The 23,554-nt window shown below is 73.6% G+C and carries 17 protein-coding genes and 1 pseudogene; 10 read left to right on the top strand and 8 right to left on the bottom strand.

Annotated features, from left to right (window positions below; genetic code table 11):
• Positions 1 to 2 precede the first annotated feature (2 nt).
• From pcaG to pcaD, 3 genes are read left to right on the top strand one after another with little or no spacing between them, the layout of a single operon-like run.
• Complete coding sequence (gene pcaG, locus TU30_RS18665) at positions 3 to 608, top strand: protocatechuate 3,4-dioxygenase subunit alpha (RefSeq protein WP_042171510.1); 606 nt, start codon at positions 3 to 5, stop codon at positions 606 to 608.
• Entirely contained in the window at positions 605 to 1,981 is a 1,377-nt protein-coding gene (gene pcaB / locus TU30_RS18660) for a 3-carboxy-cis,cis-muconate cycloisomerase (protein ID WP_042171509.1), read from the top strand. The genes pcaG and pcaB overlap by 4 nt, the downstream gene beginning before the upstream one ends.
• Entirely contained in the window at positions 1,978 to 3,123 is a 1,146-nt protein-coding gene (gene pcaD / locus TU30_RS18655; protein WP_042171508.1) for a 3-oxoadipate enol-lactonase, read from the top strand. The genes pcaB and pcaD overlap by 4 nt, the downstream gene beginning before the upstream one ends.
• A gap of 585 nt (positions 3,124 to 3,708) precedes the next feature.
• On the opposite strand, the pseudogene TU30_RS18650 reads toward pcaD, so the two are convergent.
• Positions 3,709 to 6,447, bottom strand: a pseudogene (locus tag TU30_RS18650) (AAA family ATPase).
• Positions 6,448 to 6,868: 421 nt separating this feature from the next.
• Here TU30_RS18650 and TU30_RS18645 point away from each other — a divergent pair.
• Positions 6,869 to 7,885, top strand: a complete 1,017-nt coding sequence (locus tag TU30_RS18645) for a DUF2510 domain-containing protein (RefSeq protein WP_042171507.1) — start codon at positions 6,869 to 6,871, stop codon at positions 7,883 to 7,885.
• A 166-nt stretch (positions 7,886 to 8,051) separates the two neighbouring features.
• On the opposite strand, the gene TU30_RS18640 is transcribed toward TU30_RS18645, so the two are convergent.
• Positions 8,052 to 8,666, bottom strand: a complete 615-nt coding sequence (locus TU30_RS18640) for a TetR/AcrR family transcriptional regulator (RefSeq protein WP_042171506.1) — start codon at positions 8,664 to 8,666, stop codon at positions 8,052 to 8,054.
• Between the two features lie 255 nt (positions 8,667 to 8,921).
• Here TU30_RS18640 and TU30_RS18635 point away from each other — a divergent pair, with 255 nt between their 5' ends.
• Together TU30_RS18635 and TU30_RS18630 are read left to right on the top strand one after the other, a co-directional pair.
• A complete protein-coding gene (locus tag TU30_RS18635) occupies positions 8,922 to 9,785 on the top strand; it encodes a phosphatase PAP2 family protein (RefSeq protein ID WP_042171505.1) in 864 nt (287 codons plus the stop codon).
• Positions 9,782 to 10,861: a DMT family transporter gene (locus TU30_RS18630; protein WP_042171504.1), complete on the top strand. Its 1,080-nt coding sequence runs from the start codon at positions 9,782 to 9,784 to the stop codon at positions 10,859 to 10,861. The genes TU30_RS18635 and TU30_RS18630 overlap by 4 nt, the downstream gene beginning before the upstream one ends.
• 46 nt (positions 10,862 to 10,907) lie before the next feature.
• On the opposite strand, the gene TU30_RS18625 is transcribed toward TU30_RS18630, so the two are convergent.
• Together TU30_RS18625 and TU30_RS18620 are read right to left on the bottom strand one after the other, a co-directional pair.
• Positions 10,908 to 11,333 (bottom strand): hypothetical protein, encoded by a 426-nt coding sequence (locus TU30_RS18625; protein ID WP_042171503.1) that lies wholly within the window; start codon positions 11,331 to 11,333, stop codon positions 10,908 to 10,910.
• A 289-nt stretch (positions 11,334 to 11,622) separates the two neighbouring features.
• Positions 11,623 to 12,282 (bottom strand): hypothetical protein, encoded by a 660-nt coding sequence (locus TU30_RS18620; protein WP_042171502.1) that lies wholly within the window; start codon positions 12,280 to 12,282, stop codon positions 11,623 to 11,625.
• Between the two features lie 224 nt (positions 12,283 to 12,506).
• Here TU30_RS18620 and TU30_RS18615 point away from each other — a divergent pair, with 224 nt between their 5' ends.
• Positions 12,507 to 13,169, top strand: a complete 663-nt coding sequence (locus TU30_RS18615) for a helix-turn-helix transcriptional regulator (RefSeq protein ID WP_042171501.1) — start codon at positions 12,507 to 12,509, stop codon at positions 13,167 to 13,169.
• Between the two features lie 241 nt (positions 13,170 to 13,410).
• Complete coding sequence (locus tag TU30_RS18610) at positions 13,411 to 13,647, top strand: hypothetical protein (protein ID WP_042171499.1); 237 nt, start codon at positions 13,411 to 13,413, stop codon at positions 13,645 to 13,647.
• A 4-nt stretch (positions 13,648 to 13,651) separates the two neighbouring features.
• On the opposite strand, the gene TU30_RS18605 is transcribed toward TU30_RS18610, so the two are convergent.
• Together TU30_RS18605 and TU30_RS18600 are read right to left on the bottom strand one after the other, a co-directional pair.
• The gene (locus tag TU30_RS18605) at positions 13,652 to 14,368 is read right to left on the bottom strand and encodes a 4'-phosphopantetheinyl transferase (RefSeq protein ID WP_042171497.1); all 717 of its coding nucleotides are present in this window, start codon (positions 14,366 to 14,368) and stop codon (positions 13,652 to 13,654) included.
• Positions 14,365 to 15,270, bottom strand: coding sequence for a metallophosphoesterase (locus TU30_RS18600; protein ID WP_042171495.1), 906 nt, complete (start codon positions 15,268 to 15,270; stop codon positions 14,365 to 14,367). Before TU30_RS18600 ends, TU30_RS18605 begins: the two co-directional genes overlap by 4 nt.
• 247 nt (positions 15,271 to 15,517) lie before the next feature.
• Between TU30_RS18600 and TU30_RS18595 the strand changes: the two genes are divergently transcribed.
• A complete protein-coding gene (locus TU30_RS18595) occupies positions 15,518 to 16,753 on the top strand; it encodes an ATP-grasp domain-containing protein (RefSeq protein WP_078878355.1) in 1,236 nt (411 codons plus the stop codon).
• A gap of 290 nt (positions 16,754 to 17,043) precedes the next feature.
• Here TU30_RS18595 and TU30_RS18590 read toward each other — a convergent pair whose 3' ends face one another.
• Both TU30_RS18590 and TU30_RS18585 read right to left on the bottom strand, forming a co-directional pair.
• Positions 17,044 to 20,157 (bottom strand): glycoside hydrolase family 38 C-terminal domain-containing protein, encoded by a 3,114-nt coding sequence (locus tag TU30_RS18590; protein ID WP_042171493.1) that lies wholly within the window; start codon positions 20,155 to 20,157, stop codon positions 17,044 to 17,046.
• A gap of 36 nt (positions 20,158 to 20,193) precedes the next feature.
• Positions 20,194 to 21,531 (bottom strand): 6-phospho-beta-glucosidase, encoded by a 1,338-nt coding sequence (locus TU30_RS18585; protein ID WP_042171669.1) that lies wholly within the window; start codon positions 21,529 to 21,531, stop codon positions 20,194 to 20,196.
• Positions 21,532 to 21,969: 438 nt separating this feature from the next.
• Here TU30_RS18585 and TU30_RS18580 point away from each other — a divergent pair, with 438 nt between their 5' ends.
• Complete coding sequence (locus tag TU30_RS18580) at positions 21,970 to 23,397, top strand: glycoside hydrolase family 16 protein (RefSeq protein WP_042171491.1); 1,428 nt, start codon at positions 21,970 to 21,972, stop codon at positions 23,395 to 23,397.
• The last annotated feature ends 157 nt before the right edge of the window (positions 23,398 to 23,554 follow it).

The following is a 23,554-nucleotide window of genomic DNA, read 5'->3' as shown; positions in this document are numbered from 1 at the left end:
ACATGACGAAGACCGACCCGGGCAGTCCGAAGAACGTGCCGCCCACCCCCTCGCACACCGTCGGCCCCTTCTACGGGTACGCGCTGCCGTTCCGCGGCGGCGAGGACATAGCGCCGCTCGGCCACCCGGACACCGTCACCGTGCACGGCCACGTGTACGACGGTGAGGGCAACCCGCTGCCGGACGCACTGCTGGAGGTGTGGGGGCCCGACCCCCGGGGCGACCTGGCGACCGCCGACGGCTCGATGCGGCGGGACCCGGCGAGCGGCGGCTTCCTGGGCCGCAACGGAGTGGAGTTCACCGGCTTCGGCCGGATCCAGACCGACGCCGACGGCCACTGGTACGTGCGCACGCTGCGGCCGGGGGCCCGGGGGCACCACGCTCCGTACCTCAGCCTGTGCGTGTTCGCGCGGGGCCTGCTGACGCACCTGTTCACCCGGATCCACCTGCCGGGCGACGAGGCGGCGCTCGCGGCGGACCCGCTGCTGTCCCGGCTCGACACGGAGCGCCGCGCCACGCTGATCGCGGCGGACGAGGGGCGGGGAACATACCGTTTCGACGTCCGCCTCCAGGGCGAGGGTGAAACGGTCTTCCTGGAGTTCACGTGACACCGGCCGACACCGGCACCGGCCTGCTCGCCCCCGGGTGGGCCGGTTCACCGGCCGCCGCCGAGGCCGGTGACGGCGCCGTCCTGCGGGCGCTGCTCGACGCCGAGGCCGCACTGACCCGGGCGCAGGCGGCCGCCGGGCTCGCCCCCGCCGGGGCCGCCGCGGCGGTCACGGCGGCGGCCGCCGACCCCGGCCGCTTCGACCCGGCGTCCCTCGCCGAGCGGGCGCGGGGCGGCGGGAACCCGGTGATCCCGCTGGTCGCGGATCTGACCGGGGCGGTGGGCGAGCCCTACGGCCCTTACGTGCACCGGGGTGCCACCAGCCAGGACATCATGGACACCGCGCTGATGCTGGTGGCCCACCGCGCCCTCGGCCCGCTCCTCGACGACCTCGACCGCGCCCAGCGGGCCCTGTCCGGCCTCGCCGCCGAGCACCGCGACACCGTGCTGCCGGGGCGGACGCTGACCCAGCACGCGGTGCCGACGACGTTCGGGCTGAAGGCCGCCGGGTGGCGCTCCCTGGTGCTCGACGCACGCGACCGGGCGACGGCCGTGCGCGTCACGCTGCCCGCCCAGCTCGGCGGGGCGGCAGGCACGCTGGCCGCGTTCACGGCGTACGGGGCGACGGATCCGACCGGGCTTCCCGCGCTCTACGCCCGGGAGCTGGGGCTGTGTCCGCCCGCTCTTCCCTGGCACACGCTGCGCACCCCGGTCGCCGATCTCGCCGGTGCTCTCGCCTTCACCGCCGGAGCGCTGGGCAAGCTCGCGGCGGACGTGCTCACGTACTCCCGCACCGAGATCGCCGAAGTCGCCGAGGGCAGCGGCGGCGGGTCCTCGGCCATGCCGCACAAGGCCAACCCGGTGCGTTCGGCACTGATCGCGGCGGCGGCCCGGCAGGCCCCGCAGCTCGCGGCCACGCTGTACGGCTCGCTGGTGGCCGAGGACGAGCGGCCGGCCGGGGCCTGGCACGCCGAGTGGGAGCCGCTGCGGGAACTGCTGCGCCTGACCGGCGGCGCGGCCCGCAACGCCGCCGAACTCATCGAAGGACTCCGGGTGCACGCGGACGTCATGCGCGAACACCTCGACCTGACCCACGGGTTGGTCGTCTCCGAGCGGTTGTCCGCCGAGCTGGCGCCCCTCCTCGGGCGTGACCGGGCGAAGGAGCTGCTCACCGGCCTGGCGCGGCGCGCGTACGCGGAGGGCCGCGACCTCGGGGCGCTGCTCGGCGAGATGCTCGGTGAACTGCTTTCCGCGGAACCGGAGCTGGCGGAGCGCCCGGAGTGGAGGAGCTTCGACCTCGGCGCCGTGACCGACCCCGCCCGTTACACCGGCTCTGCCGGACCTCTCACCGACCGTGCACTGGAGCGCTCGTGACCGACACTCTCCTCAACCACCGCGTCGAAGGATCCGGTTCCGCTCCCCCGCTGCTGCTCGGCCCCTCGCTGGGCACGTCGTACGCCCTGTGGGACAAGGTGGCGCCCGAGCTGTCGGTCACGCACCGGGTGGTCCGCTGGGACCTGCCGGGGCACGGCGGTTCGGCGGCCGGGCTGATCGGTCCCGGCGCGAGCGTCGGCGATCTCGCGGACCTGGTGATCGCACTCGCCGACTCGCTCGGCATCGAGCGGTTCGCCTACGCGGGAGTGTCGGTGGGCGGCGCGGTGGGTCTGGAGCTGGCCGTACGGTACCCGCAGCGGGTGTCGTCGCTGGCCGTGATCTGCTCCTCGGCCCACTTCAACGGTGCGAAGGCCTGGGAGGAGCGGGCTGCGCTGGTGCGGAGCGGGGGCCCGGCGGAGCTCGCGCGGAGCGCGGACTCCCGCTGGTTCACGCCCGGTTTCACGGTGCCCGAGCTGGTCCGCGACCACCGGGACGCCGACCCCGGAGCGTATGCCGCCTGCTGCGACGCGCTGGCCGCGTTCGACCTGCGGGACCGCCTCGCCGAGATCGGGGCGCCGACACTGCTGGTGGCCGGCCGGGAGGACCCGGCGACACCCCCGGCGCATCTGCGCGAGATAGCCGACGCGGTACCGGGGTCGGGGCTCGTGGAGATCCCGGGTGCCTCGCACCTGGCGCCGGCGCAGCGCCCGGAGGCGGTACTGACGGCGCTGCGGGCGCACTTCGGCGGGGACGCGGCGGGCGGGATGCGGGTACGACGCGAGGTTCTCGGGGACGCGCACGTGGACCGGGCCCAGGCACGGCAGACGCCGTTCACGGCGCGGTTCCAGGACTTCATCGCGCGCTACGCCTGGGGCGAGGTGTGGACCGACCCGACGCTCAGCCGCCGCGAACGCAGCATGATCACACTCACCGCCCTGGTCGCCCACGGCCACTACGACGAGCTGGCCATGCACGTCCGCGCGGCACGCCGCAACGGCCTCGCCCCCGAGGAGATCGGGGCCGTCCTGCTGCAGACGGCGGTGTACTGCGGAGTCCCGGCGGCCAACTCCGCGTTCGCCACGGCCCAGCGGGTACTGGCGGAGACGGAAGCGGAGACGGAGGAGTCCGGCCGAGCGTCCTGACCCGCGGCCGGGCCGGTGGGCGGCGGGAGAAAGCGGGCGGGCGGCTGAGAGGCGGGCCCGGGACGGTGGGACACCACGGACCGTCGGCGGGCGGACGGTCCGGGCCCGGACCGGCGAGGGGCCGGTGAGCGGGATCGGCCGAGGAGTCTTCCGGAGCCGACGCGCGCCCGGGCTTCCGGGCTTCCGGGCTTCCGGGCTTCCGGGCTTCCGGGCTTCCGGGCTTCCGGGCTTCCGGCACCGTACCCCGCCCCTGTCCGCCCGGCGCGCCTCCTCCACGACGTGGCCCGCGGCCCCGGCCACCGCCCGTTCACCGGTTGCCCCGGCGAGCTGCGGACGCGGCCGCGCCGGCCGGGCCCCGTGCGCCGCTGCGGGCGCGGACCACGGCAGCAGCACCGCGGTGCATGCCCTGGCGGCCCGTACTTTCCGTGGGCGGCGTCGGCCCGAGTCCGTCCGCCGCGGCCGTGGCGTCGTGGATCGCCCCCGTAGGGGTGCGGTCCCGCGGCCCGGCCGGGTGGTCACCCGGCCGGGAGCGCGCGCCGTTCGGCGCCCGAGTGGGGCGGCACTCCTCGGCTGCGTGCCCGAGGGTCACCGGGGCCGGTGCCCCGGCTCCCCTCCCGGGACCGCGGCACGGCCCGCGCTCGCCGTCCGGCCGGCGAGCGCGGTCAGTTCGGCCTCGGCGCGGACGGCCAGGCCGTCCGCGCCGCAGGAACGCGCGAGAGCCAGGCCCCGCTCCAGGTCGGTCCGCGAGCGGGCGAGGACGCCGTACTCGACGCGGGCCGCCGCGTGTTCGTACTGGCAGGGTGAGGACTCCAGGTAGGCGACGGCCTGCGCGGCGAGCCGCACCGCCCGCTGGCCGGTCTCCAGGGCGGCGGCGCAGCGCAGGGACTCCCCTATGGCGGTGTCCGTGCCGAAGCGCTCGGCCCGGCGGCGGTGCTCGACGGCGAGCCGGGCGGCACGGGCCGGGTCCTGGGCGGCGATGGCGCGCGCGAGGTCGGCTGCCCAGAAGACGTGGACGGGGTTGTGGTGGTCGCGGGAGGCCGCCGCCTTCTCCGCGGCCTCCAGTTCGTTGATGCCGTCCTTCGTACGGCCGACGGCGAGCAGCAGCCTGCCGCGCACCGAACGGGGGTCGGGCAGCACGATGGTGGACGGGTAGGGCGGCGTGAAGCCGTGCCGTTCGGCGACCTCCCAGGCCTCGTCCGCATGGCCGCGGACGAGCAGCGTGTCGACCAGGTTGCAGGTTGCCGTCCACTACAGGGGCAGGCCGCGGCCCACGCGTTCGGCCAGGCGCAGGGATTCGCGCAGCGACTTCTCCGCCGCCGCGAGGCGGCCCCGCCTGCGGTGTGCGAGACCGACGTAGGCGTGGGCGAGGACCAGGTGGCCGCCGCTCCAGCCGGCCGACTCGTAGGAGCGCAGGGCCTCGGTGTAGAGGCTCTCGGCGCGGTCGAGTCGATCGGTGTAGGTGTACGTGCTGGCGAGCATCAGGAGCAGCTCGACGCCCCACTCGGCGTCGGTCCAGCCGAGGCCGGGCGCGAGACGGCCATTGACGAGGACGCGGTCGCTGATCTCGGCGATCTCCTCGGCGTTCTCGCCGCGCATCATGGCGTCGAAGCCACGCAGAATGAGCAGCGCGCGCTCGGAGTTGTCCCGGCCGGTGCAGGTGGCGGCGAGGGCGGCGAGGCGTTCGGAGCGGCCGGGGGCGGTGGTCTCGCCGTCGTGGATGCCCTCCCACATGAACTGCACGGCCTGCAGGCGCATCCGGGCGGGGCCGGGCTCCAGCCGCGCGGCCTCCGCCTCGACGGTGCGGACGGCCTCCTCCATCTGGTTGTTGTGCATCAGCGCCTGGGAGAGCCGGACCACGGCGTCCACCCGCGCGTCCCCGCCGAGGCCGGACATGCCGAGCGCGGTCCGCAGGTGGCCGATGGTCCGGGCGGGCGCGGTGAGGAAGGTGGCACAGCCCAACTCGTAGAGCACGCGCGCGTGGACCTCGGGGCGGGGCGGTTCCTCCAGGGCACGCTCCAGGCAGCGGCGGGCGGCGTCCGGGGCGCCGACGGCGAGGTGTTCACCGGCGGCGTCCCGCAGTTGGCAGACGAGTTCCTCGTCGTCGTCCGGGTGCACTTCGAGGAGGTGGCGGGAGGCGGACGCGGCGCCGCGCCCGGAGTCGGTGACGATCCGGGCGGCTATGCCGTGCATGGCGCGGCGCAGCGCGTCGGGGATGGAGTTGTAGACGGCGGTGGCGATCAGCGGGTGGACGAACTCGAGGTCGGCGGGTCCGCTGCGGCCGGTCCCGGGGTCGGGTGCGGTGAGGATGCGGGCAGTGCGCAGGCGTTCGGCGCAGCGGACGGCGTCGGTGTGGTCGAGGGTGGCGAGCTCGGCCACCAGGCCGACGGTGATGTCGCTGCCGAGGATGGCGGCGGCCCAGGCGAACCGGGTGGCGTCTATGCCGAGTTCCTCCAGCCGGGCGACGAGCCCGCCGCCGCGGGCGGAGCGGTTCAGTTCGCGCAGTTCACCGGCGTGCGCCTCGACGGGTTCGAGTCCGCCGTCCCGGACCTTGGCGAGCAGTTCGACGGTGTCGTAGGGGTTGCCGCCGGTGACGGCCCACACCTCGCGGCAGAACGCGGCGTCCGCGTTCTCGCCGAGGGTGGCGCGGGTCAGGCCGGCCGCGGCGGGCGGGGTCAGCGCGCTGAGGACGGTGACGGGGTGCGCGGCCGCCTCGGCGACGGCGTCCAGATGGCGGGCGCTCGCCCCGGAGACCTCGCCGGGCCGGCGGGCGACCACGACGAGAACGGGCAGGTCCGCCAGGCTTTTCGCGAAGGCGGAGAGCCAGTGCAGGGTCTCCTGGTCGGCCCAGTGGGCGTCGTCGACCGTCAGCACCAGCGGCCAGTCCCGGCGGGCCAGCCGGCGCACGGCGGCGACCAGGCCCTCGCAGACGCCCTGCGGATCGGCGTGCCGGTCGCCGGGCTCGGCTACGCCGAGGGCGGGGCCGGCGATGTCGTACCAGTCGCCGAGGTACTCGCGGACCTCTTCCGGCACCATCGGCACCAGCGCGGGCTGGAGGAGCTGGCGTACGACGTTGAACGGGACGGTGCGCAGGGTCTCGCCGCCACGGGCCGACCACACGGTACAGCCACGCTGTTCGGCGATGCGCCGGGTCTCGGCGAGCAGTGCGGTCTTGCCGAGACCCGCCTCGCCCCGCAGCACCAGCAGACCGCCGGGCGAGGACCGGTCCGCGCACAGGGTGTCGACCATCGCGGTGATGGCGGCGACCTCCTCCTCCCGCTCCCAGAGAGAGGCCGAGGCCGATGCCATGGGCCGTACCTCCGTCATTCCGCTGCCTCCCCAAGTCGCCCGAACGACGTACAGGCGTCGAGCGTAGTCCTCCGACGGCCTCGACGGAGCGGTACCGGCCGGGCTCTTGCCGTGGAGGGTGACAAGCGGGTACAGGGGGCGACGCGTCCTGCGGTCCACCGGGGTCCGACGGCCAACGCCTTTCACGGAAAAGGCAGGTGATGGTGCGTCGGACGTTTTCGACAGGGGCGGGACGCAGGGGGTGGGGCGGGGCCCCGGGGTGGGGCTCCCGGGGCCGGGTTCCGGGGATTCCGGCATCCGGCCGCCCGTGCGGGCCCGCACGCCCGCGGGCCCGCACGGGTGCACACGCGTGGGTCCGCCCGGGCCCGCGCGACCTCGGGATCCCGGATATACGGACCTCTCTCATCCCTCTTTCACCGACGCCTCATACGGTGGGGGCATGACGCAGGCGACTCCTCCCGGGTGGTATCCCGACCCCGGGCAGACGAATGACGGACCGGCCACCGAGCGCTGGTGGGACGGCACTGCCTGGACGGACCAGGTCCGGCCGGCGGGATCGGCGCCCGCCTGGGGCCCGCCGGTGCCGGGCGCGTCGGCCGGACCGGCGTACCCGGCCCGGCCGACATACCCGGGATACCCGGCGCATCCCGGGTATCCCGGGTATCCCGGGTATCCCGGGGTCGTGAGGTCCGGCCCGGGCTCCGGCCGAGGGCGGGGGCTGCGCATCGGGATCGCCGTGGCGGCGGCCGTCGCGGTGCTGGCGAGCATCGGGGTCGGCGTGTACGCGCTGACCGACGGCGGCGGGAGCGACGGCTCCACCGCCTCGCGGGCACCGGACGGACGGGACGGCGGTCCGGGCGGGGACACCGAGCGCGGTCCGGGCGAGGAGGGCCCCGGCCCGGACACCTCGGAGCCGCCGCGGGTCGAGAGCGGGTCGGTGACCGACGGACTGAGCGGGATCAGCCTGCCCATCCCGGACGGCTGGTACGGCCAGGAGGGCCAGGTGGGCGCCCAGATCATGTCGGAGGACACGTACGACTGCCCCGGCGACACCTCCAGCACCTGCACCAAGGGCGGTGCGTACTCGGCACCGGCACTGGCCCTGGGCACCCGCGGTTCCACCGCGGAGGAGGTCGCCAAGGCGGACATCTCCGCCAATGCCGAGGAGTCGTACGGCGGCGATTCCTACGGGAGGATCAGCTCGCACGAGGTCCTCGAGTCGAAGGCGGTGACCGTCGCCGGGCAGAAGGGCTACCTGGTGCGCTGGAAGGCGGTCACGAGCAAGGGCTCAGACGGGTACGTCCAGTCGCTGGCCTTCCCCTCCCCCGCACAGCCGGAACAGATCGTCGTGGTCCGCTTCGGCGTGGACACGGACCAGAAGCAGTCCGTCCTCGACGACATCACCGAGGGCATAGAAGAGGCGGAGGGCGGCGGCGGCAACGGCCAGGACGTCTGAGCCCACCCTCGTCCGCCGCGCCGTCCGCCCCCCGGAACGACGGCCGGGTGGGGTTCCCCTCCGCTCAGGGGGAGCCCCACCCGGCCGGTGGTGCGCGCCGCCCCCGTCCCCACGGTGCGGCGCGGCCGGGCCGCCGCCCGGTCGTCCGGGAGCGGCGGCCCTGGTCTCATTCGAGGCCGAGCGCCGGCAGTACGGCGGCCTCCACGAACCGGAGCAGGTAGTCCGGGTCCGCGTTCTCCCCCTCCAGGAGGGGCCGCACCCGCAGCACTCCGAAGAACTGGGCCGGGATGTACGCCAGTGCCGGATTGTCCGCGGAGACCTCACCGCGTTCGACCCCGCGGCGCACGATCGCCTTCAGTGCGGTGGTCTCCGGTTCGACCAGTGCTTCGCGCAGGGCCTGCGCCAGCTCCGGGTCCTGCGTGACCGCGTGACCGAGTGCCTGTAACAGCGAGGTGTCCTTCGCCGACCACGCGCCCGCGCTACGGGCGGCCTCGCGCAGATCCCCGGCGAGGGTACCGGTGTCGATGCCGGCGAAGCGCGCCTGTCCGCTGGACCGCAGGGCCGCGGCGACGAACCGGGGCTTGGTCTGCCACTGCCGGTACAGCGTGGACTTGCTGCACCGTGTCCGGGCGGCGACCCCCTCCATGGTGACGGCGTCGTAGCCGCACTGTCTGATCTGTTCCAGGACCGCGTCGAAGAACTCCTGCTCACGCTCGGGCGTGATCTTGGAGCGGCGCGAACTGCCGACCGGTTCCGGTCGGTCCGCGGCCTGCGACGTCATCGGATCGACTCCTTGTCCCGGGGCGGACCCTCCGGGCTGCCGGTTCCCGGCGGGCCTGTGTCCGCCACCCATCGATACGCGAGTGTACCGGAACGGTGCCGTATCGGTACACTCGCGTATCGGTACGAACTCGTATCGGTACGATCGCGTATCGAATCGGACTCGTCCCGCTGAGGCTCGACACCGCAGCCCGGCCCGGCACCACAAGTGCCCTCAGCACCACCACGGAACCAGCGTCGGCGAAAGGGCCGGGGAATGAATGCCCGCAGCGAGCCACCGAGCGAGCCGCCACCGGCGAGGCCCGGCCCACCGCCGGTGTCCGGCGCGTCGGCGCGCCCGCCCCTCCTGCGTGAGCTCCTGCTCGTGGCGGGGCTCTTCCTCGTCTACAAGGTCGGCCGCCGGCTGGCGACGGGCCACTCCGAGGCCGCCCTCCGCAACGGGCACGACGTGTGGGAGCTGGAACGGTCGCTCCGCCTGCCCGGCGAGGGAGCGGTGCAGGCACTGCTGCTGCACGGAGACGGCCTGGTACACCTCGCGAACACCTACTACGCGGCCGTGCACTTCCCTGCCACCGCCGCCTTTCTGATCTGGCTCTTCCTGCGCCGTCCGGTCCACTACAGGTGGGCGCGAAGGGTGCTTGCCGCGGTCACCGCCGCCGCACTGACGCTGCATCTGGCGTTCCCGCTCGCGCCGCCCCGGATGCTCGCCGCCACCGGCCTGGTGGACACCGCGCGGGTGTACGGGCCCTCGGTCTACGGGCCTCCGCAGACCGACACGTTGTCGAACCAGTTCGCGGCGATGCCCTCGCTGCATTTCGGCTGGGCGCTGATGGTGGCGACCGGTCTGGTCGTCGCCACGCGTTCACGGTGGCGGTGGCTGTGGCTGCTGCATCCGCTGCTGACACTGCTGGTGATCGTCGGTACGGCGAACCACTTCTGGCTGGACGCGATCGTGGCGGCCGCCCTGCTCGGTGCCGCCCTCGCGGTCCTGCGCCTCCCCCACCATGCCCGCCGGCCGCCGACGGTGCCGGTGCCGGTGCAAAGAGACGGGAAGGGCACGGCGGGCGCGGCGGACGAGGCGAGGGCCGTGGCCGAGGAACGCGCGGGGGCGCGCCGATGAACGCGGCCCTCGTCGCCGTCGCCCTGTCCCTCGTCTCCGCCGTCGCCTACGCAGCCGCCGCGGTCGCCCAGGAACGGCTGGCGTCACGCTCCCCCGGCACCGGTGCCCTGCGGCTGCTGGGCAGCGGCGCCTGGTGGTGGACGGTCGTGCTGAACGCCGCGGGCGCGCTGCTGCACGTCGTGGCGCTCGCGTACGGCCCGCTGACCGTGGTCCAGCCGCTCGGCGCCCTCACTCTGGTCGTGGCCGTGCCCACAGGAGCATGGTTCGCGGGGCGGCGGGTGGGGCGCACCGAGTGGCGGGGCACGGCGTTCACCCTGGCCGGTCTCGCGGCGATCCTGGCCACCGCGTCGGAGCCCGCACCGGGCGGCACACTGTCCGCGCCCGGGGCGCTGCTGGTCTCGGGCGTCACGGCCGCTCTGATCGGCGTGCTGTCGCGGCCCGGCGCCCGGCCCGGACTGCGGCACGCGACCGCGGCGGGCATCGCCTCCGGGGTGGCGTCGGCGCTCACCCAGTCCGTGACGGTGGCCGTGACGGACCGCTCGGATCAGCTGCCGGACGTCCGGGTGATCGGGGTGGCCCTGCTCGTCGCGGTGTTCGCGGCCGGCGGACTGCTGCTGTCCCAGACCGCGTACCGCAGCGGGCTGGGCGCCCCGCTCGCGGTGGTGACCCTGGCGAACCCCGTGGCCGCCGCGGTGATCGGACTCTGCCTGCTCGGCGAGCGGTTCCGGGGCGGCCCGGCGGGAGTACTGCTCGCACTGACCGGCGCGGCACTCGCCTCATGGGGCGTGATCCTCCTGACCCGGGCGACACCACGCCCGCGCCTCGGCGAGCACGCCGGAGTACACCCCGCGGCGGGCCCTCCCGTGCCGGATCCCTCCGAGACCACCCACCCCGGGACCGCTCACTCCAGGACCGCTCACCCCGAAGCCACCCACCCCAGGACCGCCCACCCCGAAGCCGCGGTCCTCCCCCTGCGTCCGGGGCCGGCGGCACCGCACGGACCCACCGGCCCCGTGCCCCGGCCACGGCACAGGCGTCGGCAGCCCGAACCGGGCCACCCGGCCGACGTGGCGTAGACGGCTCCGTGGCGAGGCCGCGGCACGGGGCCGGTCACCGGCCCGGTCAGCACCTGTCGCGCGTCAGCTCGTCGACGACGAACCCGACCCCGACCCCTAGCATCCAGACGTCCTTGGCCAGGGCGAGACCCTCCTGGGTGGGCCGCAGGCTGCCTTCCTCACGCATCCCCGGCGTCCGCAGGTACATCCCCAGCAGCGCCGACGAGAACGCCGCCAGTCCGGCGCCGGCCACGACCGTGGGAACGGCGGGCAGCAGCAGGGCCGCGCCCAGCGTGATCTCCCCGGCGGAGAACAGCCGGGCGAAGGCGGCGGGCTGCACCTTCTCGAGGAACGGATAGGTGTTCTTGGCCATTCCGTGCACCTGGGCGGCCGTCTCCTCGTCGACGCCCCGCTTGGACAGTCCGGAGTTGAGGATGAACGCCCCCGTGGCCAGACGGGGTGCCACGTGCCTGGGTTCGATGGGCAGACGCATGAGAGCTCCCGGTCGCTGTGTGGCGCAGTGCCGTCCACCCTGGAACGCCCCGGCCCTCCCGGCAGGTCGGCGGCCGGGAGCCGGAGGCCGGTCCGCCACGGGAACGCGACCGGTCGGCATCCGACGACCGAGATCAGCGTGGGGACGTCGAGCCCCCGGCGGTGGGCGGCCCGTACGGCACCGGGGGCCAGGGGCGCTGGCGCAGAGGAGAGCGCAAGGCGCGCAAACGGTTTGCGTCGGTACGCAGGAAAGCGGCGCGTCACGACCGCGTCGACTCCGGCGGGACGGTTCAGTCCCCCGCCGGCACCACGCTGAGATGGGAGGCGGCGCGCCGGCGTCTTCGGTGGCCGGCCGGGGTGCGGGGCGTCTCGCGCAGGACCAGCGTCAGCCGGACGCAGTCCATGTCCTCGAGAACCCTGGTCGTCTCCACGACGAGGCGGCAGTCGGTGACCCCCCAGCGCGGATCGGGGTGCCGCAACGGCCTTACGGCGCCGTCGTGTTCGGCAGCCTGCTCGCCGACGGCACGGAGCCAGTGCGGTAGCCCCTGCCGGTAGGCGGCCTCCATGATGGGGTCCTGGGCGATGTCCCGGCGGATGGCCTGCAGTCCGTGGTCGTGGCCGTGCCGCTCCACCGTCTTGGCGAAGTGCGCCAGCATCGGCAGGCACCAGCTCGACTCGTGTTCCCCCAGCACGGTGGCGGCGTCCGGGTGGAAGAGGACGAACCGGAGGAAGTTGTCGCCGGGCATGGCCGTCGGATGCGGTTCGACATCCCGGAAAAGTGTCCGGAAAGCGGTGTTGGCCAGCAGGACGTCCCAGCGGCGGTCGACCACCAGGGAGGGGAAGGGCACCGCGTGGAGGAGCACGGCGTAGTCCTCCAGGTAGGCCCGCACCTCGGGAGTCTCGGGGCCGGGCCGCGGTACCGACCGCTGCCCTCCTGCCTGATGTGCCATCGGGAGGCTCACCCCTCTTGCCTGTGCGGCCTTGACGCGGCGCCCCGATCCTCCGGCCCGAACCTCGGGCGTGTCAACTATCGTGGCATTTCATGCCGGTTGACGGCTGAAATTGGCCACAGTTGTGGCGAGACCTGGATGTGAGTTCGAGGCACGGGCTAGTCTCCGTGAAGTTCACGGCAATCCCGTGTGAGAGGCCTGTAAGAGACGTAGGAGATCTGTCGGTGACCGGTGGCTTCGTGGGTGAGGGTCGGGACACCGCGCCGACGACCGCGCTGACGGCCGTCGTCGCCCGCGTCGCCGCACTCGCCGACCGGCTCGACGTGCCGCACACCGAGGTCTTCGACGTCGGCCGGCTCTCCGCGGCCTCCGGAGTGCCGGAACCTGTCGTCAAGGCCCTGCTGAGCGGCCGGCCGGCGGGCGAACCCGAGGTGCAGACCCGGTTCGTGCAGCGCCTGGACCTGCTGCGCCGCACCCGGCTCAAGCCGAACGGCCGCAAGTACACGCAGCAGGAGATCGCCGACGGCGCGGGCATGTCCCGGCAGCAGGCCGGCGCCCTGATCAACGGCGACCGGCGTCCCACCATGGAGCACTGCGACGCCATCCAGCGGTTCTTCCGGGTGCACGCCGGATTCCTCACCGCCGAGGACCCCGAAGCGCTCGCGAACGCGCTCCAGCACACCGAGCAGGAGCTGCTGCAGAGCCTGGCGGACCGCGAGCGGCGGGCCGCCGTGGCGGCCGGCGACCCGCTGGAGCGGCTGCTGCAGGACCACGGGGTGCGCGGTATCGCGTGGCGGGCCGCCCAGCTCCCCACCGACCAGCACCGCGACAAGGTCGCGGAGTGGCTGGACATGCTCCTGGAGAACGTCCAGCCCCCCAAGGCCTGAACGGGCGGGACGGTTCAACCGGGTGGGCGGACCGGCCCGCGGCACGGACCGGTCGAACAGGTCCCGGCGGCCGGACAGAACAACCGGAAGCCGGTCCGGCAGGACGTCGGTCAGTGGTGGAGCCACGACCACCGGAACCTGCGTACCACCATCGATGTCAGTGGTGGGCGGCAAGCTGGGGGGTGCGCCCGCACCGCGCGGGACGCGCGATGCCGGATCACGACTTGGGGAGAGCCGAGCGATGCCCACCGCCGTACCGACCGACCGCGAGCGCACCGCCGTCCAGGCCTATCTGCGACTGCTGCACACGGTGCGCGCCGCCCACGACATGCAGAGCGGGCCTCCGGGCGCCCGCAGGCCCCCGGTCGTGGCACCGTCCGTCCTCGCGGAGGCGGAGACGGCCCTGGCCCGGGCCGGGCTGTCCGGCAACGAGGAGTCCTTCTTCCGGATGCTCCGCGACTGGCACCCCCAGCCGTGACGGGTCAGCCGTGAGGGACGGCGACCGCGGTCCCGACCAGGCCGCCCTCGACGCTCCAGCGGCCGTCGAAGTGGCCGAGGCGGCGGTCGCCCACCCAGGGTCCCGGGACCAGGAGCACCGCCCTGAACCCACCGCGCGCCGAAGCACCGGAACCACCGGTGCCGGTGCCGGTGCCGGTGCCGTCGGCAGGTTCGGTGAACAGCTCGATGTCGGCCTCCATGAAGTCGAGCCACTTCCCGGTGAGCGGGAACCAGGCCTTGTAGACGGCCTCCTTGGCGCTGAACAGCAGCCGGTCCCAGTGCACCCCCGGTCGTTCCCGAGTCAGCCGGGCGACGCGCTCCGCCTCCCCGGGAAGGGACACGGAGGACAACACCCCCTCGGGCAGCGGTCCGTGGACCTCCGCGTCGACGCCGACGGAAGCCAGGTCACCCGTGCGGACCAGGGCGGCGGCGCAGTAGCCCGCGCAGTGGGTCATGCTGCCGGCCAGCCCGTCGGGCCAGCCGGGCGCGCCGCGCTCGCCGGGCAGCACGGGGTGCGGGGGGACGCCGAGCTTCCTCATGGCCCGGCGGGCGCAGGAGCGTACCGCGGTGAACTCCCGCCGGCGCTTGTCGACGGCCCGCGCCACGACGGCCGCCTCCTCGGGGTGGAGCGGGGCGTCGACGCCCTCGTCGCCGTAGGCCTCCACGACGACGACCGTCTCGGGCAGCAGTTCCCCGATCACCGGTTCCCGCCCTTCCCCGTCACGGTCCCGGACATGGTCGCGGACTCCGTCGCGGGCGTCTCCCCGGACACGATCCGGCGCAGCCGCCCCGGCGGGGCCGGCCGCTTGCGCCATTCGCGGGGGTAGCCCACGGACACCTCCTCGAAGCGGACGCCGTCCTGCCGGGTGCTGCGCGGGATGTGGAGATGGCCGTAGACCATCGTGTGCACGTTGAACCTGCGGTGCCAGTCGTCGGTGAGGACGGTGCCGCACCACATGGCGAACTCGGGGTACCACAGGACGTCGGTGGGGTGCCGGTGCAGCGGGTAGTGGTTGACGAGGACGACGGGCAGGTCGTCGGGCAGGTCGGCGAGCCGCCGTTCGGTCTCCCGGACCCGGGCCCGGCACCAGGCCTCGCGGCTCGGGTAGGGGTCGGGGTGCAGCAGGTGTTCGTCGGTGCAGACGACGCCGGTGCCCTGCGCGTACTCCAGCCCCTCGTCCTTGGTGGCGCACCCGGCCGGCAGGAAGGAGTAGTCGTACAGGAGGAACAGCGGGGCCACGGCCACGGGACCGCCGGGGCCCTCCCAGACGGGGTAGGGGTCCTCGGGAGTGACCACCCCGAGGTCGCGGCACTGTTCGACGAGGTGGTCGTAGCGGGCGACGCCGCGCAGGGTGACGGCGTCCTTCGGGTGGGTCCACAGCTCGTGGTTGCCGGGCACCCAGACGACCTTCCGGAACCGGCCCGCGAGGGTTCCGAGCGCCCAGCGGATGTCGTCCACGGTCTCCGCGACGTCTCCGGCCACGAGGAGCCAGTCGTCGTCCGACTCGGGGCGCATCCGCTCCACCAGGGCGCGGTTCTCGTCGTAGCCGATGTGGAGGTCGCTGACGGCCCACATCTGTCCGTCGCCTGCTGTTGACGTCATCTGCCGCCCCTCGAACCTGAACGATCAATCCGTACGCACACCATGCACGAAGGGTACGGTCACCGGCGTGCAGGATCACCGAATCCGTAACACGCCCGTGGTTCGGGAGCACGGATCGAAGCCGTATGATCGGCCGCAACACCGCCGCAGTGAAGCCCTTCCCCGGGGCCGTCCGGCGACCCTCCACACACCCTGCCCGGGCACGGGCCGCCGAGGCCTGCCCGCACACCGTGAAAGGCGGCCCTGCATGGCCTCTTGCGTACGCGTATGGCTCAACCGCACGTACGCGGAGAACGTGTTCTTCATGGATCAGCTGAGAAGGAATCCCAGCGACCGGGCCGTCGAGATCCATGCCACCCACGGCGACCCGGACTCCCCCGTACTGGCCGCCGCCGACACCGCCGAGCTCGAGCCCGAGGGCCTGTCCCCGGCGGCGTACGTCGAGTACGCGCTCGCCCAGTGCGCGCGGCGCGGCATCGACGTGTTCGTGCCGCGGCTGCACCAGGGCGCGATCGTCGCGCACCGCGCGGAGTTCGAGGCGGCCGGTACGGCGCTGCTGGCGCCGCCGCCCGAGGCGGTGGCCGTCTTCCACGACAAGGTGATCGCCTACGAGGCCGTCCAGGCGATCGGGGTGCCGGTGCCGCCGTGGTGGCGGGTGCGGTCGGCGGACGAGCTGGTCCACGCGGTCGACGAGCTGGAGGCGCACGGGCACCGGGCGTGCTTCAAGCCCGCGTCCGGCGCGGGCGGTGTGGGCTACCGGGTGATCACCCGTGTCCCCTTCTCGCTCACGCAGCTGAACGGCTTCCCCAGCCCGTACGTGCCGCTGGAGCTGGTGCTGGAGGCGGTACGGCAGGCCGAGGAGCCGGTGGACTGGCTGGTGATGCCGGTGCTGGGACAGCCGGAGGTGTCGGTGGACTGCCTCACCGGGCCGGACAACCGGGTCCGGCTGGCCGTCGGCCGCACCAAGAACGGCCGCCGCAGGGGGTTCACGCTGCACGAGCAGTGGCTGGAGCCGGCCCGGCGGATCGCGGAGGGGTTCGGGCTGCACCATCTGTCCAACATCCAGTTCCGGATGTTCGGCGAACGGCCCGTGCTGATGGACGTCAACACCCGGCCGGCGGGCGGTCTGCACCAGCTGTCGCTGTGCGGGGTGAACGTGCCGTGGGCCGCCGTGCGGCTGGCGCTCGGTGACGATCCGGGGGAGATGTTCCCGCCGTTCCTGGGCCAGGACTACTCGGTGGTGTCGGGGCCGCGGCCGCTGCGGCCGGTCCCGGTGTCGCAGCAGGGCACGGACCTGCCCGCGGACAGTCCCGTGGACAGTCCCGTGGACAGTCCCGTGGACGTGCCCGCGCCCGTGCTGAGCGGTGTACCGGCCTCGGCCGTGCCCGCCGGGTCCCGGGCGACGGCCGGCTCCGGTCAGGTGCGCACCGCCGCCGCGGACGCCGTCGCCGGGGGCCCCGCCTGGGGAACGCACCACCGCTAGAACCCGGGTTTCCCCGCACGCACCCACCGTCCCCGCTCCCACCGACCGGTCCCGGCGCGCTTCCCGTGCCGGGACCGGATTTTTTTCGGGAAATTTCTCCGGAGGGTGTATCAGGCGGCGGGTGTCGCGCTCTTAAAGGTGAAGGGCGACGGGGGAAGCCCTCTCCGGGAGACGGGGAAGCCTTCCGGAGGGGACGGGGGGGGAAGCCCGGGGAAAGCACGGGGGAACGGGGGGCTCGGGTCGGTCGGCCGCTGTCACGGGGGGCGACCGACCCGAGCCGATGCGCGCCGTCAGCCCCGCCCCACCGCCAGCCGCAGGGTCAGCACCTGGAAGGGGCGCAGGGCCACCGGCACGGCGTCCCCGTCGGTGTCCGCCGGTTCCAGCGGGCGCTCCAGGAGATCGGTCACCGTGGCGCCGCCGAGCGGGAAGCCGGTGCGCAGGAGGCCGGTGGCACGCCCGCCGCGGGACTCGTAGAGGCGGACGACGACGTCACCGGAGGCGTCGTCCGCGAGCTTGACGGCCTCGACGGTCACCCCTTCGCCGTCCACGCGGACCACGGGAGCGGCGGGAGCCACGAGGGCCTGTGGGTCCGGCGGGGCCGCCGCCCGGGTCACGCGCAGCGGCAGGTTGAGGGCGTAGCCCTCCGCGACGGCGTCCTCGATGCCCGCGCCGGGCAGCAGCGCGTAGGTGAAACGGTGGACGCCCTGGTCGGCCCCGGGGTCCGGGACGCGGGGCGCGCGCACCAGGCTGAGGCCGACCGTGGTGGTCGTTCCGCCGTCGTCGCGGACCGTGCGGGTCACATCGTGGCCGTACGTCGAGTCGTTGAGGACGGCGACGCCGTAGCCGGGTTCGCCGAGGTGCACCCAGCGGTGGCCGGACACCTCGAACCGGGCCGCCTCCCAGCTGGTGTTGGTGTGGGTGGGGCGCTGGACGTGGCCGAACTGGATCTCCGCGGAGGAGTGCGGGGCCCGGATGTCCACCGGGAAGCCGGCCTTGAGGATCTTCTCGGCCTCGTGCCAGTCGATCTCGGTCTCGAAGTCGATCCGGGGGCTGCCGGCGCGCAGGGTGATCGTCTGGGTGATCCGTGAGCCGTTGCCGAAGGCGCGCTCCACCCTGACGGCGCCGATCAGCGGGGCCTCCGCGACGACGGTGACGGACTCGGTGCCGAGCAGGTCCGTGCGCCGGTTGCGGTAGTGCTTGTCGATGTCCCAGGCGTCCCAGTGGTTGGGGAGGTCCGTGTGCAGCCGCAGCAGGTTGCCGGGCCCTGCCAGTACCTCGCGGGCCGACCGCAGATCGTGTACGGACGACAGTGTGCCGTCGTCCGCCACCCGGACCCGCACCAGCCCGTTGTCGAGCACCCGTCCCGTGTCCGTGACGGTGACGGTGACGGGCTGCGGGGGTGCGGCCGGAGCCGCGTCCGCCTCCAGGGGTGCGCTGCCGTTCGCGGGCACCGTCACGTACACGGGCGGGCCGTCGGGGATGCGGACCACCTCGGCGCGGTCGTACGGGCTCGTGTTGAACACCCGGGCGCCGGCGCCCGGGCGGCCGCCGCCCAGGGCGTCGGTCGCCTCCCTCGTCAGCGTCTCCAGTTCCTCCGCGACCCTGGCGTACTCGGCCTCGGCCTCCCGGTGCACCCAGGCGATGGAGGAACCGGGCAGGATGTCGTGGAACTGGTGCAGCAGGACGGTCTTCCACAGCCGGTCGAAGGCGTCGTACGGGTAGGAGTACTGGTCCGGCACGTGCAGGGCTGCCGTCGTGGCCCACAACTCGGCCTCGCGCAGACAGTGTTCGCTGCGCCGGTTGCCCTGTTTGGTGCGGGCCTGGCTGGTGTAGGTGGCGCGGTGGAGTTCCAGGTAGAGCTCGCCGTTCCAGACCGGGGCGTCCGGGTACTCCTCCCGGGCCTTGGCGAAGAAGATGTCGGGGTGTTCGACGACGACCTTCGCGGAGCCCTCCAGATCGGCCAGCCGGCGGGCCCGTTCCATGTGTTCGCGGGTGGGGCCGCCACCGCCGTCGCCCCAGCCGAACGGCGCGAGCGAGCGCCTGCCGCCGCCCTTCTCGCGGTAGTTGCGCACGGCGCGGGCCATCTCGTCGCCGGTGAGGGCGGCGTTGTAGGTGTCGACCGGCGGGAAGTGGGTGAAGATGCGGGTGCCGTCGATGCCCTCCCACCAGAAGGTGTGGTGCGGGAACCTGTTGGTCTGGTTCCAGGAGATCTTCTGGGTGAGGAACCAGTCGTTGCCGGCGAGCTTGGCGAGCTGCGGGTAGGCGGCGGTGTAGCCGAAGGAGTCGGGCAGCCAGACGCCCTTCGTCTCGATGCCGAAGTGTTCGAGGAAGAACCTTTTGCCGTGCACGAGTTGGCGGGCGAGGGCCTCGCCGCCGGGCAGGTTGCCGTCGGCCTCCACCCACATGCCGCCCACCGGCGCCCACTGGCCCTTCTCGACCGCCTTCTTGATCCTCGCCCACACCTGGGGGTGGTGGTCGCGCACCCACGCGTACTGCTGGGCCTGCGAGCAGGCGAAGACGAACTCGTCGTACTCGTCGGCGAGCGCGGTGGCGTTGGAGAAGGTGCGGGACGCCTTGCGCCGGGTCTCGCGCAGCGGCCACAGCCAGGCGGAGTCGATGTGGGCGTGCCCGACGCCGGAGACGGTGTGCGCGCTGGCGTGCGCGGGCTGCGCGAGGACGGGGGCGAGGATCTCCCGGGCCGCGGGAGCACTGCCGGAGACGTCGTCGAGGTCGAGGGCGTCCATGGCCCGGTCGAGCGCGTGCGCGATCTCGTGCCGGCGGGGCTCGTGCTCGCCCAGTTCGGCCATGAGTTCGCGCAGCACGTCGAGGTCGAGGTCGAGGTGCCAGACCGGTTCGTCGAGGACGGCGAGGTCGGCGCCGCGGAACACGTACAGCGGTGTGTCGCCCGCCGTGAACCGGTCGCCGAGCGGGGTCGGGCGAGCGAAACCGTCGGCCAGGATGTCGGGGTTGGAGGCCGCCTCGACCAGGTAGTCGATCTCCTCGCCGCCCGCGGCCGGACGGCCGACCGGGACGTACCGGTTGAACGGGTTGACGGCCTTCAGGGGGGTGCCGTCGGGCAGGTGCACGAGGCCTTCGGCCTGGAAGCCCGGTCCGGCGCCGGTGAAGCCGAGGTCGATGACCGCCTCGACGCGCCGTCCGGCCCATGCCGCGGGGACCTGCCCGCGCATCCGGAACCAGGTGGTGCCCCAGGGCGGGCCCCACGGGGTGTCCGGGGCGAAGGGCACGTAGGAGGCGGCCGCGGCCTCGGCGAAGGGGACCGGCTCGCCCGGTGCGTGCCAGGCCTCGACGGTGAGGGGGGCGGTGGCGGCGTAGATCGCGGGTTTGACGCGCTGGTGGTGGAGCCGCTGGAGGCGGTGTTCGATCCGATGGCGTTCGTCGTGCATGAGGGGCTCTCTTCCTGAGGTGCTCTTCCCGCGGGGCTACTTGAGGTGGGCGAGGCCGGGGTGGACGGCGCTGTAGCCGTCGACGAGACGGCGGGCCACGTCCACGGAGTCGACGAGCGGGTGCAGCGCGAACGCCTTGACCGCGTGGGTGCGGGAGCCGGACTCGGCGGCACGGAGCACCTCGCGCTCGACCGCCTTGACGGAGCAGACCAGGCCGGTGGCGTGACCGGGCAGCGGATCGACGGAGAGCGGGTGCGCCCCCTGTGCGTCGACGAGGCAGGGGACCTCGATGACCGCGTCCGCGTCCAGCGCCGACAGGGTGCTGCGGTTGCGGACGTTGAGGATCAGGGTGGTGCGCTCGTCGCGGGCGACGGCCCGCATCAGGGCGAGGGCCACCTTCTCGTAGCCGCCGGCCAGGTCGTCCTCGTCGCGGTCGCCGGCTCCGGCGGTCTCGCGGTTCTCGGACATGTAGGTGGCCTCGCGTTCGGCGCGGGTGCGCTCCCAGGCGGCGAGGGCGGGGGTGCCGGGATCGGACACCTGCGTGTAGAAACGGGCCTGCTGGTCGTGGAGGAAGGCGCCGCGGGTCCTGTGGGCCTGCCGGTAGGCGCGGACCGTCTCCCGGTTGAAGTAGTAGTAGTGCAGGTACTCGTTGGGGACCGCGCCGAGGGACTGGAGCCAGTCGGCGCCGAAGAGCCTGCCCTCCTCGAAGGAGCCGAGCAGCTGCCGGTCGGCGAGCAGGCGCGGGAGTTCGTCACGGCCCCTGACGTACAGGCCGCGCACCCAGCCGAGGTGGTTGAGGCCGACGTAGTCGGTCCACGCCTCGCGCGGGTCCGCGCCGAGCACCCGGGCGATGCGACGGCCGAGACCCACCGGTGAGTCGCAGATGCCGATGACCCGGTCGCCGAGGTGCCGGGACATGGCCTCGGTGACCAGGCCGGCCGGATTGGTGAAGTTGATGACCCAGGCGTCGGGGGCGAGCCGGGCCACCCGGCGGGCGATGTCGACGGCGACGGGGACGGTCCGCAGCCCGTAGGCGATGCCGCCCGCGCCGACCGTCTCCTGCCCGAGGACGCCCTCGTCGAGCGCGACCCGTTCGTCGTGCACACGGCCCTCGAGTCCGCCGACCCGGATCGCGGAGAAGACGAAGCCGGCACCGCGCAGTGCTTCGTCCAGGTCGGTGGTGGTGCTCACCTCGGGGGCGTCGGGCACACCGGCCGCCTGTTCAGTCAGTACACGGGCTACTGCATGCAGTCGACGGTCGTCGACATCGTGCAGGACGACCCGCGTCACCCGTCCCTCGGCGTGGTCCCCGAGGAGCGCGCCGTACACCAGCGGGACCCGGAATCCTCCGCCGCCCAGAATCGTCAGTTTCACGTCCGCACCCTTCCCACCGCGGCGGCTCCGACGCCTGCCGGTCCGTTCTTCCACGATGTCACCGCCGCCGGTTCCGTCCTCGATCATGACGTCTCCGGCGGGCACCGGGGCGTCCGGCCGGCATGCGCCCGGCATGCGGTCGGCGTGCGGTCGGACAGAGAACCGTGTGCGGCGCCGGGGCACCGGCAGGGCGCCGCTCCGTGCGGCCGGGCGTGGCGCCGTTGCACCCATTCGTGTCAATTCATGAGGTGAACTCTCCCCGCACGCAAGGACTTTCTCGGTTACACCTCTTGACGGTCACGGGGGCGCGGAGCACATTGGCGACACCCTGAGAGCGCTCTCAGAACGGATGAGCAACCGATGAGCAGGGCTCTTCGGGCACTCCCCGCACCCGGATCGACCCACGCATCCGTCCCCCTCTCCGAGAGGCATCCCCACATGAGTGACCCCTCCGGCACCCCCCGCAGACCCCGTGTTCCCCGCAGATCCCGTTCGCTGCGGCGGACGCTGACGGCCGCCGTCGGCACGCTCGGGCTCGCGCTCGCGGCCTCCACCCTCGCCCTGCCGTCGGCGAGCGCCTCCGCCCCGGCTCCCCCGTCGGGCTGGAACCGGGTCTTCGTCGACGACTTCGACGGCGCCGCGGGCAGCGGCGTCAACACCTCCGACTGGCGGTACGCGACCGGCAGGGGATACCCGGGCGGCCCCGCCAACTGGGGCACCGGTGAGATCGAGACGATGACGTCGAACCCGGAGAACGTCTCCCTCGACGGCAACGGCAACCTTCGTATCACCCCGCGCCGGGACGCCTCCGGGAACTGGACCTCCGGCCGCGTGGAGACCAACCGTTCCGACTTCGAGCCGCCCGCCGGTGGCGTCCTGCGCGTCGAGAGCCGCATCCAGGTGCCGAACGTGACCGGTGCCGCCGCCAAGGGCTACTGGCCGGCGTTCTGGATGCTGGGCGCGCCGTACCGGGGCAACTACTGGAACTGGCCCGCCGTCGGCGAGCTCGACATCATGGAGAACACGCAGGGCAACAACACCGTCTTCGCCACGATGCACTGCGGCACCGCGCCCGGCGGGCCGTGCAACGAGAACAGCGGCATCGGGGGGTCGACCACCTGCCGGGGCACGACCTGTCAGGCCGGCTTCCACACCTACCGGTTGGAGTGGGACCGCTCGGGGAGCGTGGAGGAGATCCGCTTCTCCCTGGACGGCACCACCTTCCACACCGTGCGGGAGGACCAGGTCGACGCGACGACCTGGACGAACGCCACCGACCACGGCTTCTTCATCATTCTCAACGTGGCGATGGGCGGCGGTTTCCCCGACGCCTTCGGCGGCGGCCCGGACGCCGGTACGCAGCCCGGGCACTCGATGCTCGTCGACTACGTGCAGGTGCTGACCTCCGGCGGCGGTGACGGCGGGGGCGGCACCACGCCGCCGCCGTCCGGCAACCGCGATGCCTACGGCACCATCCAGGCCGAGTCCTTCGACGGCCGGTCCGGCACGATGACGGAGACCACCTCGGACTCCGGCGGCGGTCAGAACGTGGGTGCGCTGGCCAACGGCGACTGGCTGCAGTTCAAGGGCGTGGACTTCGGCTCGCCCGCGGCCACGCAGTTCTCGGCCCGGGTGGCGAGCGGTGCGCCCACCGGGGTCAGCGGTCTGGTCGAGGTGCGTCTGGACAGCCGCGGCAACGCCCCCGTCGGAAGTTTCTCGGTGGGCAGCACGGGCGGCTGGCAGTCGTGGCGGACCGTCCCGGCGAACATCGGGTCCGTGACGGGCACGCACGACGTGTATCTGACCTTCACGAGCGGCCAGCCGCAGGACTTCGTGAACGTCAACTGGTTCACGTTCGGCCGCTGACCGATCGGTTCCGCTGCTCCCCCGAGGGGCTCCGCGCACGCGTGGGGCCCCTCCCTCATGTCCATGACCTGCGGCTCTCCCGGAGCGCCCGCGCCGCAGGGCCCTCCTCCCACGAATACGTCATACTTTTACTCGTGAACGTGTGACGAAGGTGAGG

It is taken from the genome of Streptomyces sp. NBRC 110035 (assembly GCF_000829695.1).
Classification (GTDB): Bacteria; Actinomycetota; Actinomycetes; order Streptomycetales; family Streptomycetaceae; genus Streptomyces.
This window is presented reverse-complemented; position numbering and strand designations above follow the sequence as displayed.

Coding starts and splice junctions, on each gene's coding strand:
- TU30_RS18610 (WP_042171499.1), top strand. CDS start 13,411: ATGCCCACCGCCGTACCGACCGACCGCGAGCGCACCGCCGTCCAGGCC.
- TU30_RS18630 (WP_042171504.1), top strand. CDS start 9,782: ATGAACGCGGCCCTCGTCGCCGTCGCCCTGTCCCTCGTCTCCGCCGTC.
- TU30_RS18635 (WP_042171505.1), top strand. CDS start 8,922: ATGAATGCCCGCAGCGAGCCACCGAGCGAGCCGCCACCGGCGAGGCCC.
- TU30_RS18595 (WP_078878355.1), top strand. CDS start 15,518: ATGGCCTCTTGCGTACGCGTATGGCTCAACCGCACGTACGCGGAGAAC.
- TU30_RS18590 (WP_042171493.1), bottom strand. CDS start 20,157: ATGCACGACGAACGCCATCGGATCGAACACCGCCTCCAGCGGCTCCAC.
- TU30_RS18580 (WP_042171491.1), top strand. CDS start 21,970: ATGAGTGACCCCTCCGGCACCCCCCGCAGACCCCGTGTTCCCCGCAGA.
- pcaG (WP_042171510.1), top strand. CDS start 3: ATGACGAAGACCGACCCGGGCAGTCCGAAGAACGTGCCGCCCACCCCC.
- TU30_RS18625 (WP_042171503.1), bottom strand. CDS start 11,333: ATGCGTCTGCCCATCGAACCCAGGCACGTGGCACCCCGTCTGGCCACG.
- TU30_RS18640 (WP_042171506.1), bottom strand. CDS start 8,666: ATGACGTCGCAGGCCGCGGACCGACCGGAACCGGTCGGCAGTTCGCGC.
- TU30_RS18620 (WP_042171502.1), bottom strand. CDS start 12,282: ATGGCACATCAGGCAGGAGGGCAGCGGTCGGTACCGCGGCCCGGCCCC.
- TU30_RS18600 (WP_042171495.1), bottom strand. CDS start 15,270: ATGACGTCAACAGCAGGCGACGGACAGATGTGGGCCGTCAGCGACCTC.
- TU30_RS18645 (WP_042171507.1), top strand. CDS start 6,869: ATGACGCAGGCGACTCCTCCCGGGTGGTATCCCGACCCCGGGCAGACG.